The organism is Marinobacter daepoensis DSM 16072, assembly GCF_000421165.1.
Taxonomy (GTDB): domain Bacteria; phylum Pseudomonadota; class Gammaproteobacteria; order Pseudomonadales; family Oleiphilaceae; genus Marinobacter; species Marinobacter daepoensis.
Genome location: NZ_ATWI01000011.1, coordinates 23,845 through 42,597, shown reverse-complemented (window position 1 = coordinate 42,597; position 18,753 = coordinate 23,845). Strand labels below are relative to the sequence as shown.

The window sequence follows — 18,753 nt, the reverse complement described above, 5'->3', positions numbered from 1 at the left end:
GGCTAGCAGAAACGCGGATCACCGGCGAACTGCCGGTAGAACTGTTGTGCCGTGCGGCCATTGCGAACGCCCTTGGCGGTGGCAAAGCGAACCGCTTCAAGGTGCAGAATCTCCCGGTCGTCGACCTTCGGGAACAGGAGGTCCACCGCCTGCAGAAAGACATCCTGCGAGAACGGATAAAACGACAGTTGCAGCCCGAACCGGTCTGCCAGGGACACCTGTTCTTCAATCGCCTCTGCGGGATGCAACTCACCATCCCGGACTTCGCTTTTGAGATTATCGCTCATGAACTCCGGCATCAGATGCCGGCGGTTGGAGGTGGCGTATACCCTGACATTTTCCGGCGGCAGTTCCAGAGACCCTTCCAGCACGCTTTTCAGCGCCTTGTAACCGGATTCCCCAACGTCAAAGGACAAATCGTCGCAGAAAATCACAAACCGGAACGGGAGTTCACACAGATCATCAACCAGCTCCGGCAGGTTCACCAGATCGTCCTTGTCGACCTCGATCATTCTCAGCCCCTGGCCCATATAACGGTTCAGCAAGGCTTTAATCAAAGACGACTTGCCGGTGCCCCGGGACCCCCAAAGCAGGACATTATTCGACGGCTGGCCTGCAAGAAACCGCTCCGTGTTCCGGGCCAGCGCCTGCTGCTGCCGCTCGATTCCTGTGAGACTCTCCCATTGAACCGGGTCCAGCCGGCGAATCGCCCGCAATCCCGAACGGTGCCGACGCCAGACAGCGGCGGGTGTCGTTTGCCAATCTACTTCGCTACCGGACAAAACAGCTTCCTCCCGGGATTCCAATGTAATGGCGTGTATGATTTCTGACCACGCCTGCCTGCAAAGGTTACTATCTGCAACTACACTGACAGGGTCAGCAATACGGAAGACCCATGTTGCACGCCAGCCCCAGCAAAACACAAAAAAACCGACTGGCTGTCATCCTCTCTGGCGCAGCAATGGCTCTGTTTTGCTCGTTGCTGATGCTCAGCCTTCCGGTGCCCTCCGGCGCCTCAGAAAAAACGCACGAGCCTCGCACTGTCACTGTCGGCGTTGTCGCCGATAACGAGCCGTACAGTTTCATTGAAGGGCGAAGCGTCAAGGGGTTCTCCATTGACGTACTGAGGGAAGTCGGCCGCCACAGCAACCTTACCTTTGACTTCCGAGCCAGCAGCTGGCCCGACATCTACCAGGCGTTCCTGCGGGGCGACCTGGATGTCATTGAAGGTATCTCCTGGCGACCAGACCGGGCCCGGGAGATTCTGTTCACCGAGCCCTACCACGTCCGGGAAGTGTACCTCATGCAGGACCGTGCCAGGAACCTGCCTCAGGTTCAGACTCTGGACGACCTGAACGGGCTGAAAGTCGGCGTCGTTGAAAACATCTTTTATCTGGAAGCCCTCAGGAACCATGGGCTGACCATTCATACCTACGACACCCTCCCCAGTCTGATCAGAGCCCTGGCTTTCGGCTGGGTGGACGTTGCCATCGGCCCGAAGTTAACTCTGGAGTACCTGGCCACTCAGAATGGCTTCCGGTTTCTGGAGATTCTGGGCCCGGCCCCACTGGAACGGCTGGCACGGGAGGACTTTCGCCTGGGGGTGCGCGTTGGCCAGCAGTCTCTGCTTAACAAGCTTCAGGCCGGGCTGGACGCCATTCCGGAAGCTCGTCTTCGCAACCTCCGGGAGCGCTGGCAGGAATTCGGCGGCGCCTCTGCCGAGCCCTCACCGCTCCCTCCCATGACCGCCGACCAGAAACGGCTTCTCGCATCCCTGGGCCCGGTCAGGGTTGGATTCATGGACGACTACGCCCCTTTCAGCTTTACCGATGGTGGCCGAACCCTGGGGTTGAGTGTCGACATCATGAACCGGCTGGCTGACCTCACCGGGCTGGAGATCATTCCCGTGCGGGGCGATTGGGAATCCCTGCTGACCATGCTGTCCAATGGGGATATCGATGTCATGGCCAATATGTCCTACCGGCCGGAACGTGAGACGATCGCCAGATTCACGCGCCCTTACCACATCATTCCCAACGTCATTTTTACCCGAAGCGATACCCTGCAATACCGCGACCTCAAGGACCTGTCCAGCGTCCGTGTCGGCCTTGGTGCAGGCATCTATTACGAAGACGCCGTCCGGGCCATTCTGGGGGACACCCCGGTCCTCCCTTTCGGCACTCAGGAGCCCATGTTCCAGGCCCTTGCCGCTGGCGATGTTGATGTGGTGATCAATGCCCTGCACTCAGGCAACTACTGGATCCACGAACTGGGAATCCGCGGCGTCCGGATTGCAGGAGAACTGGCCCTCCCGGGCTATGCCGGAGAAGATCTCCGGTTTGGTGTCAAACCGTCACTCGCCCCGCTGGCTGACATTCTGAACCGGGCTCTGGCAACTCTGTCACCGACGGAACAGCGAACCATTGAAACCCGCTGGCTTGGCACCGCCTCCCGATACCCCGGTGCCGGGAGTCCCCGCCTTGAGTGGACCGATCAGGAAGCTGCCTGGCTGGCCCGGCACAACCGGGAAATCCGGATCTGTGTTGACCCGAACTGGTCTCCACTGGAGGCCATCAAAGACGGGCAACACACCGGGGTTTCGGCCCAGGTACTTGACCTGTTCAGGCAACGGGCAGGCATTCGCTTTCCTCTGGTGCCCACGACAAGCTGGAACGCGTCGCTTGAAGCGGCAAGAGCCCGCCAGTGCGACATGTTTCCGCTCGCCATGCAAACCCCCGAACGCTCTGAGTACATGGATTTCACAACCCCTTATCTGGACATACCCAACGTCATCATGGGTCGGATTGAGGCCCCGTTCATTGACCGCCTCACGGACATGGCCGATCAGCCTGTCGGCGTGGTTAAAGGATATGCCTTCTCCGAGTTGCTGGAACAGCGTTACCCGACCCTCAACCTGGTCCCGGTCCGGTCAGAGCAGGAGGGACTGCGTAAACTGCAGAATGGAGAACTGACCGGATACATCACCACGCTCGCAACCGCCAGTTACTACATGCAGGCCCTGGGGCTGGCCGACCTGAAAGTCGTGGGCCGGGTGCCAGCCGACTGGGCGCTGGCCATCGCTACCCGCAATGATGAACCCATACTCAACAACATCATGCAGAAACTCATTTCCAGCCTCACAGAAGAGGACCACCGGCAACTGGAAATTAACTGGCGCAATCTACGAATCGAAGAACAGGTGAACTACACGCTGATCTGGCAGATACTCGCTGTCGGTATTCTGGTCACTGCGCTACTGGTTTACTGGAACCGAAAACTCGGCAGACTCAACCGTGAGCTGGCTCAGGCCAACGAGGCCTTGTCCCATCTGAGCGTTACCGATAATCTGACCCGGCTGGGCAATCGCACGTTCTTCGACCGGGAGTTTCCCCGAAGCTTCCAGTGGTGCCAGCGCCATCAGGCCGGATTTGCCGTGGCCATGGTGGACGCGGATCATTTCAAACAAATCAATGATACCTGGGGACACGAATCCGGCGATCATTGCCTGGAAACCCTGGCCAATGCCATGCGCGAGCACTTCCGTCGGGAAACCGACCGTCTGGCGAGATTCGGAGGTGAAGAGTTCATTATTTTCACCAGCTATCAGGAAGCTTCCGATATCATTGAACGCCTGGAACGTTTCCGGGAGGCGATTGCCAGCCAGGACTGCGATACCTGCCGGAAAGATCACGTTGGGCTGACCGTCAGTATTGGCCTGGCGCTCGGTATCCCGGCACCGGATAACACGCCCTCAGACTATCTCCGGCTGGCCGATCAGGCCCTGTATGCCGCAAAAGGCCAGGGCCGGAACCGGCTGGCAGTGAAACAGACCGGACGTCAGACATAAGGAACAGGAGCACAAAATGGCACGTATCTACAATGACAATTCACTCTCAATCGGCAACACCCCTCTGGTCAGCCTCAACCGGGTAAACGATGGCGCAACCATCTGGGCCAAAATTGAAGGCCGCAATCCGGCCTATTCAGTCAAGTGCCGGATTGGCGCGGCCATGATCTGGGATGCCGAGAAACGGGGCGTCCTGAAACCGGGTATGACCATCGTGGAACCCACCAGCGGAAATACCGGCATCGCACTGGCATACGTGGCCGCCGCCAGGGGATACAAGCTCGTTCTGACCATGCCTGCGTCCATGAGCCTGGAGCGTCGTAAAGTCCTTAAGGCACTGGGCGCAGAACTGGTTCTGACCGAACCGGCCAAAGGCATGCCCGGCGCCATTGCCAAAGCAGAGGAAATCGTTGCATCGGATCCCGATAACCATTTCCTGCCACAGCAGTTCCAGAACCCGGCCAACCCCAGAATTCACGAAGACACCACCGGCCCGGAAATCTGGAATGACACCGATGGTGAGGTGGATATCTTTGTCGCAGGCGTTGGAACAGGGGGTACCCTGACGGGGGTTTCACGTTACATCAAACAGACCAAAGGCAAGGCAATGACCACCGTTGCGGTGGAACCCGCCGATTCGCCGGTCATTGCCCAGACACTCAGGGGCGATGACCTAAAACCCGCACCTCACAAGATTCAGGGGCTTGGTGCGGGCTTTATTCCGAAGAACCTGGACCTGGACCTGGTCGATCAGGTGGAAGCGGTTACCAACGAAGAAGCGATGGCCATGGCGCATCGTCTGATGCGTGAAGAAGGGATTTTGTGCGGCATATCCTGTGGGGCCGCCGTGGTTGCTGCCGTGCGGGTGAGCAAGCAGCCAGAGCATCAAGGCAAGAACATTGTGGTGGTCCTGCCCGACTCCGCCGAGCGCTACCTCTCCTCGGCTCTGTTTACCGACACCTTTGGCGAACAGGAAAACATTCAGTAACCCTGTAGCCGCCCGCGGCAGGCGCTCAGCCTGCCGTGGAGCACCGCCTCACTCCGGTAACACCACCGCCGTCTCAGACAACCGGTAAGCCGTCCACTGCAACACCCGGTCATCGGCCATACCCTCTGTGGCCTGTGTCAGCGCCGACGTCAGATCCGAGCCGGCAGGTTCACCAAAGGCCAGGAGCATGACGTGCCGACAGCTGCTCGGCTGCCAGGCCTCCATGGCACGGGAAGGGTAACCCGCCTCAACCGCCACAAAACCTTTCCAGACGCCTTCCAGGTCTTTCAACTGGTCGATCTTGGCCTGCTCCGCAACGGCCAGCGTGGCCTGAACCCCGGGGACCTCCCGAACACGGGCTTCCAGGTGTTGCGACAATTGAAGGTTGTCGGTGTCACGGCAATAGTAACTGTCGGGGTCATCCACCGTCAGTGCCCACGCCCATCGACCGCCCTGCCCGGACTGAGAGGGGGGCTCGGTGGACGTGGGCACTGACACCCGCTGCCATTGCATCTGCCGGACGCGGACCAGATCCACACCGGCCAGTTCCTGCACCAGGCCCGGCAATGCCTCCACCAGCATAGCCTGGTGTTCTTTCTGTTCCTGGTCCGTTTCGTAGGACCAGGGAATCAGCCGAACCTCGGCCCGGGCAGTCCGAAAGTCCGGCGCCATCTGTCCACCGACCAGAGCTGACCGGCGTAACTTCCAGCGGAAGTTTTCCCGTTCCTTGCGACCATACTCAGATTCAGCCCCAGACATCAGACGCCAGTTTTCCCAGGTGCCCTGATGTTTTCCGGTAACCGCCAGGGCATGGTCCGATGTCCAGGGCGAATACGCTTCAAGCCGGGCACCGGGCACGGCTTCCTCAGCCGCCATGAGAAACCGCGTGATACTCAGTACCGCGTCCCGACTGGTCAGATCCTCATCCCCGGCTGCAGACTCAGGCATTGTCATATCCAGACTCACCCAACGGTAGGAGGTGTCGTCATCCTTTGCAGCCAGTTCCAGTAAACGCTTACTGTCGGGGTGATCCAGCAACTGCTTGATCACGAAGCGGCCGGAGGCCCTGTGCGGCTCTGTTCCGAACCTGAAACCCTGTGCGCTGCTGCGCCCAAGCCCCTGCTCACCGGCAACCACGAGCGCCTGGTCTTTAACTTGCCGAACCGCCAGCAGAGCACCTGCCGGATGTCCGGTTTCCAGATAGAAACGCTGGCCTCCTGGCTGGCGGCGTACCAGGACACCACTGCTCCCGGCCAGCAAAACACTGCCATCTTCCAACTGGGCGCCCGCGTGATAGTTCGCCCGGCTGACCGTTGCCAGTTGCCGCCAGTTTTCCCCAAGATCATCAGACTGGTAAACGCCGCCATTCTCTCCGAAGACCAGCACCCCACCGGATTCCGCCAAAGGCAGAATTCCATGCAGGGCCCCGTAGGCGGGTGAGTAGATATCCTGCCATCCCTCATCCTCCTGATAGCGCAAGATCCGGCCACGCTCACCGACCACCATTGCAGACTTTTCCCCAAGGGCAGCCACCGCATAGAGGCTAGCGCTGTTGTAGCCGGGAATGAGCAGCTCCAGCTGCCAGCTCTCTCCACCGTCCCGGGTAGTCAGCATTCGACCCAGGGTACCAACCACAAACCCGGTCTCGTCGCCCAGAAATGTCACGTCAAACCAGGTAATGTCTTCTGTACCCTCCGTACCAGACCTAACCGGCTGCCAGCTCTGACCACCATCCCCGGTGCGTAACAGGGTACCCCGGTCGCCAACGGCCCATCCCGATTCCGGCGTGACAAACTCAACCGCGTTTAACAAAGCATCGGTGCCGCTGGTCACCGCTTGCCAGCTCAGGCCCTGATCGGTCGACAGCCGGATGCTTCCAGCCTCGCCGACAGCAACCAGCCCGGCCGCGCTCTGGGCAATATCCATGAACACCCCCCGGTCCAGAGAGCGGTCGTCGGGCACATCCGGTAACGCCGGGGCAGATGGCGTCTCAGCGACCGCCGTCCCGGTGTCGGGCAACCGGGTCATCCAGGCGCTCAGGCCAAGGCCCGCCACAATCAGAAATACGATGAAAACTCGGGTCAACATGGTCAAGATCATCCAGCCAGCGGGTTATTGCGAAAACAGATACTGAGAATCGGAGGCCTCGGCTTCCAACAGAATCTCACCGACAAGCTCACCATTCTCAAAACTCCGCCGCAGCTGCGGCCGGCCCTCTGAGTCGGTGTGCAGCCAATCGCCATGGGCAACCCCCTGGCGATACACGCGCTTCTCTGCCATACGGCCATCTTCGGCAAACAGGTAATAGGCGCCATCGGGCTCGCCATTCACGTAATGCCCCTGCTCCAACAGCACGCCACTGGCACTGTAGCGGCGGAATTCTCCTTCCCGCTCGCCCTTCAGATAATCCGCAACCTCGCGCTCTCCGTAATCGTCCACCCAATCAGCCGAACCATGCAGGGTGCCATGACGAAAGTTACGGAAGGCAATGCGCTCACCATCTGCGTTGAAGCGCTGCTGCAATCCGTGCAGTTCACCGGCCCGATAACGCTCTTCCCGGCGGCTGCCATCACCGTCAACGGTCAGCCATAGACCATCCTTCTCGTCATCCACCCAGCGCCCTTCTTCCCGCGACCCGTCGCTCTGCCGAATCACTGAAGGCCCCTGGCGCAGGCCGTTCCGGTAGTGCGTTTTCTCAAGCCCATGCCAGTCCCGGCCCAGGTACAGGCCCTCACGTACCCCGTCCCGGGTCTCTTCACGACCGACCAGCTCGCCTTCATCGTTGAAGCGTTCAACCAGCTCGTACTCGTCTTCATCAATTGTCAGACTTTCCAACTCGCCGTTAGCATGGAATCGCTCAGTCACTGTCTTGATCGTGCGGCCTTCACTGTTCAGTGTCCGGTCAATAACGCGAGCTTTACTGCCATCTTCCCGGTAGTAGACATCCGGCCCTTCCGTCTGAACGATGTAATCGCCAAAATGCGTTTCGGTCCAGCTCCGCTTCAGGTTGCCATTGGTGTAGAACGTTTTCTGGGCCCCCTCACGGCGGCCACTCCGGAAGTGCCCATGATCCACAAGGACTCCCTGCTCATAATTCCGACGCGGCCCATGGAAGCGTCCGTTTTTCAGGCTGAACTCATCGACCGGACGCCCCTCCGGGTCGTACTCGACATAATCGCCATCGGCGCGCTCGTTGTCCTCAAAGCGCATAGCCAGTCTGATCTGGCCATTCGGGTGATACTCCGTGAACAGTCCGTGGCGGACAGACTGCTCTCCGCCACACTGGCACGGGTTCTGACGACGCTCGTAATGCCCTGTGAGCTGTATCGATCCATCCTCATAGCGACGGATATATTCCCCGACAAAAAGCTGCCCTTCCCATTCCGGCGTCGGAGACCAGGCTTCAAGCACAGGCTCTCCCTCTGGCAACCTCACAATCAATCGGTGATGATCGCCATCCTGAGGCAACGGCAGGTCATAGTAGGCATACCGGACGCTGACCGGATGATCCGGATCGTAGAAGTCCAGATCCTCATCAAGCCAGACTCGCTGGGCCTGCGCTGGCAGAGCCCAGACCATCAGCAACAAAGCAATTGCCAGATTATGTTTCATCAACTGTCTCCATGATCATCCGGCTTATGGCAACGGTGGGAACTCAACCGTGACGTTCTTCGATTCCACACCGGTCACCTGTGGGTAGGTAATGCTCACCACCTCACCCCAGAACTTGATGCGCTTTGGATTACCACTGTCTCCGGCGTCGCCCCCCCGGTATTCGTACAACCCAGACAACATTTCCAGGGCATCGCCGGCCTGGTTGCGACCGACAACCGGTAACCGGTTCCCTATACTGCTGGACTGGTATTCCCGGATGGCCTTCAGTTCCTCAAACAGGGCGTCGCTCAACTCGATGGTGTGAGCATCCACCCGCCGGACACGCCGGCTTTCATCAACCTGCTCCGTCTGCACTTCGATTCCGGTAACGCATTGCAGTTTCAGGGTTACCTGAGCGTCGTAGAAGAACCGCTGACCGTTCTCCGTCATCAGTTCCAGGCTGGAGGAAAAGGACATCCAGCCCTGCTCCAGGCTCCAGGGACTCCCGTTATACTCCCCCGGCGACGCAACCTCTGCACTGCACCGGGCTCCTGAGTCAGGAGGCACCTCGACGTCCAGTTGATTGTGGTCGGCACCGGATACGTTAAAGGCCTGCATATCCAGGGCGGGAAAATCAAACTCGGGCATCCGGTAGTCATCAAGCAGCCGGGTACCCGCTACGGGGCCGCCGGTCAGGGTCCCAGCCGCATTCAGGGCCTGGAGATTCAGGGTTCGGATGTTGTACGGCTGAATGTATACGCTCACCACCCCGACCGGCCCGGGCATCCTCAGGTCCACCTGATAAGAACGCCAGATATCCTCATCCGGCAACGGGTAAAGCTCAGCGCGGGCGGTCTGGACAAAGTCCTCGTGGGAACCCTCGGTCAGTTGCTCGGCCAGAGGCGCCAGGGCCGCCAGGGTTACCCGGCTGGCAAAGGGGCCAGGCATCTCATCCCCTGCGGCCGGGATGGCGCCCAAACGCATGGCCATGCCCATGGGTCGTCCGTCTTCCCGGCGGACCTGGAACCGGACCTGATCATCCGACCATTGGATATCCCGCACCTGGTATCCCTGCCCGGCCACGACACCGGCTTGCTGATCAGCCCGTCGAAGCTCCAGAGTAACAGCCTGATCTGGTAGCCAGACGTCCGCTTCCAACGCCAGCTCATGAACACGCGACAGGGCTTCTGGCGTCAACTGCATGGGATCAAAGGGGTGCCTCACCGGCTGGAACTCGTCGGCGTTCCACAACGCATTGGCCAGGTTAAACCCATGATCCATCACAAGCGCCGGATCGACCGGTACGCCCTGCTCATCCAACGCCTCGACCTTACGAAGCTCCTGGGGCAGCAGACCACTTTCAATCAGATCCATAAAGGCAAGATCCATCCCTTTCCCCGAGTGTCCCTGTTCGGGCGGAAACCAGAGCAGGGACTGGTTCAACCGCTCCCGCCCTTCGGCAACCTCCAATTCCGACAACACCGGAATCGGTTTCAGGTGTTCCAGACTGTCCGGCCAGTCCGGATCAAACGGGATGAATTCGCGGTGCATGTAAGCCATCTGCTCAAGCTGAGCCCTGCTCAGAGTTGGCGGCTCTCCGGGCTGCCGGACGTTGATGTAGGCGACTTCATCATACTCTCGGCCGTCAAGGCGGGCTGTCCGGGTTACCCGGAGGCGCGCCTTCAGCGGCCATCCCGTTGCCCGTTCCAGAATCAGGTAGCCGAGCGGCGAAGCCTCGCCCTCCTCATCCAGTTCAGATATCCGGACCGTCAGCCGGTCATCACCCAGAGCCGTTACCTCATAGCGCCTCTGAGGTAACGCCAGCTCGTTGACCGTCACTGCCGGGGCCTCCCAGGTCAGTCCCAGTTCAAGGGTGTCCGCCGGAAACATCGGCTGAAACAGGGTCAGCGTGCCCATAGCTGCAACGCGCTGCAGAAAGACCGCCGGCATCTGATCTTCCAGCGTCTCTGCCGTGGCCTGATCCTCGAATGCCCAGTCCAGCAACTGCCCCTGACGGGAGATCTGCTGTTCACTGCCCGCTTTCAGTAGGGCCAGAAACTGCGCATGCCGCTCAGCAACAGTGTCGGGCAGACGGCTGTCAATCAGCTCTCCGTCAGACTGAACCCGGAATTGCCGGGCCTGAGTGGCAAGCGTCACGACTCCACCCTGATTCGACACCACACGGCTGCTGGCAACAACGGAGGTTTCCAGTACATCTGCGCGCCGCCGGTATCGATCTCCCGTACGCTGAAGCTCCATCCGGGTTTCGATCACGAAGGTACGTTCAGAACCAGCTTCCGGGGCAAACGCCAGTTGCTCCCGGGTCCACAACCAGAGGCTGACAACCACCATCAGGGCAAGAATCAGGGCAACAGATAACCAACGATGTTTCATGGAGCTCCACTCGCAGTTTCAGAGTTGTCATCACCGCCCGCAGAGACAGGCCGTGAACAAACGTTTGGGTCAATCGGCAATAAAATGAGGTACAAACCGGGACGTATCCCGGGTGATGGCAGTTTTGTCTTCACGAATGCCCATGGCGACGGCCTCACGGCCGACAACCCAGCTTCCAATCAGACAGTGGTGCCCGGAAAACACCGCGGGGGGGTGCCAGCTCTGAAGAACCGTGGGCCCCTGGTCGTAGGGCCCATCTACCCGGCTTTCCACTCCATCGGGCGTCTCAATCGAGATATTCGCACCTTCGCGGGAAAACAATGGCTTACGCACCCAGCGTTGCAGGCCTGGGTCATCCGGCGTCTGGTCTGAGAACCAGGCCGGCAAAAGATTCGGATGGCCCCGATGCCGTTCCCATAACAGGGGCAAAATGCCCTTATTGGAGAGAATCAATTTCCAGGGTGGCTCGATGAACTGGGTTCCGGAGCCGGACAGGCCGGAGGCAAACGTTTCCTGCCACAGCCACTCCCAGGGATACAGTTTGAACAGTTGCTCTATCGGATTGTCGGCCCGGTCCACAAAGCGGCCAGAGGGCTCCAGGCCTATGTCATCCATAAACAGCAGTTGGGGCGATAACCCGGCCTGCTCAGCACAATCGGCCAGGTACTCGACGGTTCCGGCATCTTCAGGATGATCACGGCAACAGGCCAGATGAAACGATTGCCCGGCCCGGCCGATCATCGCCAGGCGCTCGATCAGGGCCTCCTGAAGCCGGTTAAACTGGTCAGCATCCCCCGGAAGTTCCTGACGCTCTATCTGCTGCTCCAGCCAGAGCCATTGGAAATACCCGGTTTCATAGAGTGAGGTGGGCGTATCGGCGTTGTATTCGTAGAATTTGGCGGGCCCCTGGCCGTCGTAGGAAAAATCCATACGACCGTAAAGCGATGGCTCCGACAACTTCCAGCTCTCGGCAATCAGGTCCCGCGCGTTGACCGGAATCGCCAGACGGTCCATCAGGCGTTCGCTGACAACCACGTCATCCACCAGATCCAGACACATGGCGTGCAAGGCCTCGGTGGGAGCTTCGATATCGTCTTCGATTTCCCGCAAAGTAAAACGGTAACTCGCGGTTTCGTCCCAGTAGGGTTCGCCGTCAAGCGTGTGAAAACGAAAGCCCAGAGCCTCGGCCTGAGAGCACCAGTCCGGGCGGGGTTTGGAGAGAATGCGTTGCATGACAGGCCCTTATCCTGACAACCAATCCTTGTCGCCAGTTCCGACACCGGCGGGCCGCAGTCTATCAGAAATGATCCTCAGGGGAAGGCTGAAACCCGGCGTTTGACCTTTATAAGCCTTTGATTTAGATTCGCTTGCCTTGAAACCTGCAGGAGACGGAACTTCCATGGCTACCCATACCGAGGCCGCTGAAGCGTTGCAGAAACGGGCCCGTCGACAGAAACGTACACAGGCAGCCACCCTCGTGCTGATGGGCGCAACGCCCCTCGTCGTGTTGGGGCTCGACCCGCTGCACACGGAAGTTCGGGTATTCCGGGATCTTCAGGATTGTCAGAACACCCTGTCTACGGCTCCGGATTACTGCGAGGCGCTGAACGCAGAAGCAGAACGCCGCCATCCGTCGCTGGCCCCGACCTACGACACCCGCAGCCACTGCGAAGCCGACTTTGCCCACGTGGTGGAACCCACTCCCTGCCTGGAAGGCTGGTGCAGTGCAGACAACCTGTCGATGTGCGAAACCAGCCCCAACGGCCAGTATCGCCCGGTCTATTCCGGTTTTCTGGTGGACCAGTCAGTGCTTGACGACAGCCGTAGCGGCCTCACACCAGCCCCGGACAGCCTGAGTAATAACCAGCTGCAGCCCGTCTATGGCATCAGCGATGCCAGCCTTCAGGGGGAGGACAGTTCTGGTTACTCCAGCTACAGCCATGTCCCTCTGCTCTGGCACTATGTCAGCCCGGGTGGCCGCTATCTGGGCGACCGCACCCTGAAGCAGCCGGTCACCGTCAACCGCTTTGGGCTCGCCTCGGCCAGCCCCAAACATTTTTCGGGCACCGCCCAGCGGGGTGGATTCGGCGCCACCGCCCGCCAGACCATGCAATCCGCAAGGAGCTGAACGGATGACACGATCCGCCGCCTGTCTGGCTGCCTTGCTGCTCACCCTGCCACTGCCGGTGCAGGCAGAGCTGCCCTGGCAACACAAGCTGGCCGACCTGCACGACAAGCACATCAACGCCCCGGAAACCCTGCGCTGGTTCCTGCCCAACAAAACCGCGGCTCTGCCGCATACCGAAGTCGGTGCCGGGCCAGATCGTTGTTCGGCCCCCATTCCCATCCGGATCGGCGACGATCCGCAGTTTCTGGTTCGCTGTGAGGTTCCCCAATTCATCCAGTTTCGCAGAGTCAACGTTCGCGTGGTGACCGTGTGGAGCCATCGGAACGGGGACTGGGACCCAGGCCAGATCATCACCATCAAAGCCGTAGACACGCCGGCCTCCCGAATTTACCCGCTCAGCACACGGGGAGACCAGTTTGAGGTTGTTCGTCACAGGAACCTTGACCAGGACGCCTATGCTCGCGTCGTGGGAGATTTGACCGATACGCAGGCCGACGCCTTAACCGAGTTCTGGGACTCTCTGGCAGACCTGCCGGAGGATCTGGTCACCGCGCTGACTCCCTGGCAGGCTGTGCCATGGCCAGACGGCGTGCTCGCCCTCCGGAAAAACGGCGACCTGATGCTGAGAGAAGGCTCCCTCGGGGGCACGTCTGATCTGCTGGCAATGCTGGCGGATGGCCCTGGGCTACCAGCGCAGGTTGAGGGATTGGTGCAGTATGCGCCCGGGCCGTGGGACGACGCCACCGGGAGTTCGGGCCCCATGCTGCTACTGCACAGTTTCAACGTTAATGATCAGTGGTACGCCATCGCCGCCGCAGATCCCACTCAGCCGCACGAGCACCTGCAACGTCTCAACCGCAACGGCCAATACGATCTCGTGTTCCTTACCCTGAACCGGAGCTTCTGACCCATGAACGAGATCGAACTGGCCCTGGGACTGTCAAAAGCCTCCGAGCTGGCCGCTCTGAAACGTATTCCGAAACTGGCCCCGTCCGGCAATCAGGTCGTGCTGGCCGGCAACCCCGGCGGTCTGGCCCGCTTCCTGCTCCTGTGGCTGCCGCTGACGGGAGTGCTGTGTTATGCCTTTCTGGCCCCCATACTTGCCTGGTCGGCCTGGGGCTACGACAATCTGATGCTGACCCTGGGCCTGTGGGCCCTGCTCTGGCTCTTACTGCTGGCCTTTACCCTGGCCAACGGCGCCAGCCGCCAGATCTATCTCGTGGATGTGGATCAACATACGCTCACTCACCTGAACTCCGGGGAGAGTGTCTCCATGGCCCTGAAACTGACGCAGCATGAAGGGTTCAGCCTGTATGAGCTGGCCCAACCGCTCCGGGCCGGTCTCCAACTGAATGCCAGCGGGCGCACCCTGTCAGAACTGCAGCCCGGCGACATCCCGGAGATACCCGAGTGGCAGCCCCCGGGACTGAAGGCTCATCTGAAAGATAAATTTCGCGACGTGGGCTGGCTGACCTTTGCCCTGACGCTGGAGATGCCCCTGGCGATCGTTCATTTTGTGTTCGAACGGCTGGACCTTTTCCTGCTCTGTCAGCCCTTATTGCTGGCGGCCTGGTTCTTGGGCCAGACCGTCGACGGGTTGATGGAGCAGCGGGATTACCGGGCCCTGCAGCGGGCCAGAGCGTAACCTCAGGCGCTAGCCACCCGTCAGGTTCAGAAGCAGCACGAAGAGAGCAAAGGCGATCATACTGACAGTGACCACCGTGCCAATAGCGCTCTCAACCTTTTTGTCCTTGGCTCCACCTTCGCTGGTGACAAAATCCATCAGGTAAAGGCCTGAGCGAACCTGCTCAACCACCCAGGGGGCCGCCAGCCGGGTACCGCTGTACCACTGCTCAGGGCAATCCAGCCAGCCAGCCGGCACCCGCAACATCCCCGCGTGGCCCCAGATATTCAGCTCTCCGTCCAACACCATCTCATCACCCATCGGCAGATCTTCTGGCACGTCTGCCTCTGGCAGGCTTTGGTTACCCACCGGCACGCACACCCGGTCACCTCCCTGTTCACCAATAACGATGACCGGCACACTCGCCGGGCCACAGGTCATCCGTGCGAGGTAGGGGTAGCGAGGGTCGTCAGGCTGCGCATAAAACGGCTCCCCGGAATTGTCCGGCATCGCGGTCAGAAAACCGGCCATGCGTCCGAGCATCAGGAAGGGCACCCCGTCGGCGTACCGGCTCGCGTGCAGTAACTCCCAGGCAAGGTATCGCAACAGACGCGCTCTCAGCGCCTCCGGCATCGGGTGCAGCCCGGGCGTCTCAGGCAAAGCCAAAGGCAGATTTTCCAACTCATCGATCAGGAGTGAGTCCTCACATAAAGCCATAGGCGCCGACGCACCTTGCGCCAGATACACGGCCCGAAAGTGTCGGAACCGGGCCGGGGCGTCGCCGGCTTCGGGCTCACCTGTGGCCTCATCAGACGGCGCAAGCGCGGAATCAAAGACCTCCAGCTTGAGATTCTGATGCCCGGGCAACAGAAACGCCTGGACCAGTTCGTCCATGGCCGCCAGGCTCTGGAGCCCGGAGACCGGGACAGGACTGCCTGGCAATGGCTGGATACCCTCTGGCAGCTTCCTTTCCAGAGACGGCTGATGCGCCAGCCCCAACATGGGCTGTGCCCACCGGTCAAAGGCCTGTTGCTCACTGGGCGTTAACACCGACCTGGCCACGGCATCGTCGGGCAGTTCGGGCATCCCCTGGTCACTCCCCCAGTTCATCCGATCATCAAACAGAATCCGGTGGGCTTTACCCTCAACCTCTTGATCAACGGCTTGATCATCCTCTTTCAGCCAGGCCCAGCGTTGCAGCAACGCTGGCTGCCCCGCCGCTGCTGCCGGGCCTTCCAGCGGCAACACGGTGATCAGCGTGTAACGCCGGGCACCAATCGCATCCTTCACCAGAGCGGTATTACCTAGTACCTCCAGCTGCGCGGAGCTAAGGATCAGTTCCTGTTCCGGCCAGTACAACGGGCATTGGTAAAACCGGGCCGCCCGGGCCAGATCCCAGAGCTCAACCTGCCGGGCATAGAACTCGATACCATCCTCGGGGCTGGAACTTTCGGCCGCAACCGCTTCCGCAGCTCCGGGCTCCAGATAGAACACCATCAGGAGTTCAGGCTCTTCTCCGACAGGTGCGGGCTTGTCGGTGCCATCCGGATAACGGGCAAACATCGTGAACACCGGCTGCGACGCCCAACGCTCCAGAAGCTCCCGGTTACCCGACTTTGTCAGCCCTTCTTTCAACTGGCCCGCTGTGGTTGTCGACATGAATCCCGCTCCGTCCTTATTGGTTAATCATGGGGCTGGATCATACGTTATTGAAATCAAATCATCACCGCAGTGGCGCCAACCGTATGGCTTTCGCAAAAAAAAGCGCAGCCTCAGTGGCTGCGCTTTTCGGGTTATCCCTGGGGCCGATCAGAACTGATACTTCAGGCCGACACGCCCGGTATCAAAATCCGGACCATCATTCGTTACCTGACCGTTGAAGTCGTCTTCATCAATTTCAACGTTATATCGGTTGTATTCGGCGAACGCGGTCAGGTGTTCGGTGACCCGAAAATCCACCCCGGCGCCTACAAACGGATTAACCTCATCATAGGTTTCACTTTCGTCAAACGCGTCCACATCGAACGCAGACGCGAATGCACCGGCTTTGGCATACACACCAAAGCTGTCGGTCAGTGGCAGACGACCAATGGCACTCAGCCCTGCACCTTTCAGCTTGCCTTCCACGTCGTCGTCACCGAAGTTTCCGAAGTCGATGTATTCCGCTTCCAGTGCAAAAAACTCATTAAACTGATAGCCCAAGGCTGCACCGAGCATGTCGTTTTCGTCTTCAAACTCTCCGTTGTGGGCTTTGTATCCCCCATAACTACCACTGATGTACGGTCCGGACCGGTCTCGGCTCACATCGTCCTGGGCCCAAACAGCCGGAGCGGTGAAGACAGCAGCGGTCAGGACAGTTGCGCACGCAAAATTGGCTTTATAGCTCATAACGCGTTTTCCTCTGTGGTTGGGTTTTCCATTCGTCAAAACAATCAACCGGAAATCGTGTTTCCCGATTGCGTAAAACCACCCTAACGAGGAATGTCCGGTTATGGGGTTAAAACCGGACTAAGATTTCTTCACATTCCTGTCATTTCATCTGCCGGAAATGCCTCGCAGAATGGCGACTCTCCGGCTCAACGAATGGTAATCTGCCGGCAAGGGCAACCATGCCCTCCCCCTGTTACTCTTCGCCTTATAACCCGTTTCGGCCTGAGCATTCACCCGGAGTAACGTGAGGAATTTACCGATGCGACCTGTCGTCATAACCATTGCCCTGTTAAGCCTGTTTTTTTCCACCGCTCCAGCGCTGGCGGAAACGACTGAGGAAGTGAAGCCAGACCCGGAAATCATGGGCTTCGTGGAATGGGTGGTCATGGGGGAAACCGGTATCCGGCTGAAAGCCCGCCTGGACACTGGCGCCAAAACGTCGTCCCTGCACGCGGTGAACGTTGAGCGATTCCAGAAAGACAATGAAGACTGGGTCAGATTCCAGTTGCCGCTTGGCGATCACAAAGATCAGCCTACCGAAGGCAATCTGGAACATGAGGAAGTTATTCTGGAATTTGAGCGTCCGGTTTACCGAACCGTGCTGATCAAACGTAAGGGCGCCCCTTCTCAGCGCCGTTACGTCGTCAAAATGGAATTCTGTATTGGAGGAAAACCCCACGAAACCCAGTTTTCACTGACCGACCGGGGCAAGTTTTCCTACCCGGTTCTCCTGGGACGGCGCTTCATGCGTGACGACAACATCCTGATTGATTCCGCCCTCAGCTTCATGGTGGAGAACGAGTGTGAGTACAGCACACTGGAAGAACTGGCCAAGACCAGTGAGGCGGTAGAGCCCTGAGTTACCTCCGCTCCGGTTCGTCATTCCGGATTCGCTGGAAACTGGCAAACCGGGGCAATCCCGTTGCCGTAAGCCCGCGATACCGGAACGTCACTCTGGCACCAACCGGGGGTGGGTTCTGTCGCTCAGCCTCACTGAACCCCGTGCCCAACCGAAACCGGCGTCCGTCATCCAGCTCAACCTCCAACGCCCCCATCATCCCATCGTATTTGCCGTTTCCGGGACGATAACCAACCACGGTTGCTTCGGCATCCTGGTGCTGTTTTACCTTGAGAAGGTCGTCTGAACGGCCCGCCCGGTACAGACCGGCCTTGCGTTTCAGCATCAGGCCTTCGGCCCCCTCATCAACGGCTCTTTCCAGCTTCGCCATCAAAACCTGATGGCTCTCGACCGGGCTCTGGTTCACCACAGCCAGATACCGGGATCCTGCATTACGCACCAGAGATTTCAGACGCCGATAGCGTTGCTCAAAAGGCACCCCTTCTGCGGGTATATCGAATACATGGAACCGGACCTCTCGCCACTCCCTATCCTCGGGCCTGGACTTGCGTACCACCCCGGACAGCTCTGCAAAACGGCCCCGGCCACTCCACAATTCACCGTCCATCGGGTGTTCCGGGAAATGCGCCACAAACCACTCAGGCGCGGCATATACATGACCACCCCGGGACCAAAGTTTGTCACCGTCCCAGTAGGCTCTGACACCATCCAGTTTTTCGCTGACCCAGTATCCCTGGAGATTCACACCCTGATGATAGACGTTTGCCAGAGGGATGGCCGGTGTCTGTGCCAGGGCTAGCGCTGGCAGAAACGCCAGAAAGCAGAAAAGATGGCTTGCCAGGGCAACAGCCCTGGCAAAACCGGTCGTGCAGCGTGGCATAATCCTTTG

The 18,753-nt window shown here is 59.4% G+C and carries 14 protein-coding genes; 6 read left to right on the top strand and 8 right to left on the bottom strand.

From position 1 onward, the window contains the following. Nucleotides 1-2 precede the first annotated feature (2 nt). On the bottom strand, nucleotides 3-782 hold the full coding sequence (locus K325_RS0112150; protein WP_029654541.1) for an ATP-binding protein: 780 nt from the start codon (nucleotides 780-782) through the stop codon (nucleotides 3-5). A 113-nt stretch (nucleotides 783-895) separates the two neighbouring features. Between K325_RS0112150 and K325_RS0112145 the strand changes: the two genes are divergently transcribed. After that, nucleotides 896-3,847, top strand: coding sequence for a transporter substrate-binding domain-containing diguanylate cyclase (locus K325_RS0112145; RefSeq protein WP_228128448.1), 2,952 nt, complete (start codon nucleotides 896-898; stop codon nucleotides 3,845-3,847). A gap of 16 nt (nucleotides 3,848-3,863) precedes the next feature. Then, nucleotides 3,864-4,835 (top strand): cysteine synthase A, encoded by a 972-nt coding sequence (gene cysK / locus K325_RS0112140; protein ID WP_029654539.1) that lies wholly within the window; start codon nucleotides 3,864-3,866, stop codon nucleotides 4,833-4,835. 48 nt (nucleotides 4,836-4,883) lie between these two features. Here cysK and K325_RS18275 read toward each other — a convergent pair whose 3' ends face one another. The 4 genes from K325_RS18275 to K325_RS0112120 form a co-directional block, all read right to left on the bottom strand. Next, on the bottom strand, nucleotides 4,884-6,923 hold the full coding sequence (locus K325_RS18275) for a YCF48-related protein (protein ID WP_051146640.1): 2,040 nt from the start codon (nucleotides 6,921-6,923) through the stop codon (nucleotides 4,884-4,886). Between the two features lie 24 nt (nucleotides 6,924-6,947). Further along, entirely contained in the window at nucleotides 6,948-8,447 is a 1,500-nt protein-coding gene (locus tag K325_RS0112130; RefSeq protein WP_029654537.1) for a toxin-antitoxin system YwqK family antitoxin, read from the bottom strand. Between the two features lie 24 nt (nucleotides 8,448-8,471). Beyond that, complete coding sequence (locus K325_RS0112125; RefSeq protein ID WP_029654536.1) at nucleotides 8,472-10,823, bottom strand: hypothetical protein; 2,352 nt, start codon at nucleotides 10,821-10,823, stop codon at nucleotides 8,472-8,474. A 69-nt stretch (nucleotides 10,824-10,892) separates the two neighbouring features. Beyond that, nucleotides 10,893-12,056 carry a glutathionylspermidine synthase family protein gene (locus K325_RS0112120; protein ID WP_029654535.1) on the bottom strand — a complete coding sequence of 388 codons (1,164 nt, stop codon included), beginning with the start codon at nucleotides 12,054-12,056 and terminating at the stop codon, nucleotides 10,893-10,895. Between the two features lie 166 nt (nucleotides 12,057-12,222). On the opposite strand from K325_RS0112120, the gene K325_RS0112115 reads away from it, so the two are divergent. The 3 genes from K325_RS0112115 to K325_RS0112105 are packed head-to-tail and all read left to right on the top strand — an operon-like array spanning nucleotide 12,223 to nucleotide 14,596. Next, nucleotides 12,223-12,951, top strand: coding sequence for a DUF1190 domain-containing protein (locus K325_RS0112115; RefSeq protein ID WP_029654534.1), 729 nt, complete (start codon nucleotides 12,223-12,225; stop codon nucleotides 12,949-12,951). 4 nt (nucleotides 12,952-12,955) lie between these two features. Then, nucleotides 12,956-13,858: a hypothetical protein gene (locus tag K325_RS0112110; RefSeq protein ID WP_029654533.1), complete on the top strand. Its 903-nt coding sequence runs from the start codon at nucleotides 12,956-12,958 to the stop codon at nucleotides 13,856-13,858. Nucleotides 13,859-13,861: 3 nt separating this feature from the next. Then, the gene (locus tag K325_RS0112105) at nucleotides 13,862-14,596 is read left to right on the top strand and encodes a hypothetical protein (RefSeq protein ID WP_029654532.1); all 735 of its coding nucleotides are present in this window, start codon (nucleotides 13,862-13,864) and stop codon (nucleotides 14,594-14,596) included. A 9-nt stretch (nucleotides 14,597-14,605) separates the two neighbouring features. Here the strand turns inward: K325_RS0112105 and K325_RS0112100 are convergent, their stop codons facing one another. After that, entirely contained in the window at nucleotides 14,606-16,234 is a 1,629-nt protein-coding gene (locus K325_RS0112100) for a hypothetical protein (protein WP_029654531.1), read from the bottom strand. A 150-nt stretch (nucleotides 16,235-16,384) separates the two neighbouring features. Then, nucleotides 16,385-16,963 carry a porin family protein gene (locus tag K325_RS0112095; RefSeq protein WP_029654530.1) on the bottom strand — a complete coding sequence of 193 codons (579 nt, stop codon included), beginning with the start codon at nucleotides 16,961-16,963 and terminating at the stop codon, nucleotides 16,385-16,387. Nucleotides 16,964-17,264: 301 nt separating this feature from the next. On the opposite strand from K325_RS0112095, the gene K325_RS0112090 reads away from it, so the two are divergent. After that, entirely contained in the window at nucleotides 17,265-17,864 is a 600-nt protein-coding gene (locus tag K325_RS0112090) for an ATP-dependent zinc protease family protein (protein ID WP_029654529.1), read from the top strand. A gap of 1 nt (nucleotide 17,865) precedes the next feature. On the opposite strand, the gene K325_RS0112085 is transcribed toward K325_RS0112090, so the two are convergent. Further along, the gene (locus K325_RS0112085; RefSeq protein ID WP_084694225.1) at nucleotides 17,866-18,744 is read right to left on the bottom strand and encodes a DNA ligase; all 879 of its coding nucleotides are present in this window, start codon (nucleotides 18,742-18,744) and stop codon (nucleotides 17,866-17,868) included. Nucleotides 18,745-18,753: the final 9 nt, after the last annotated feature.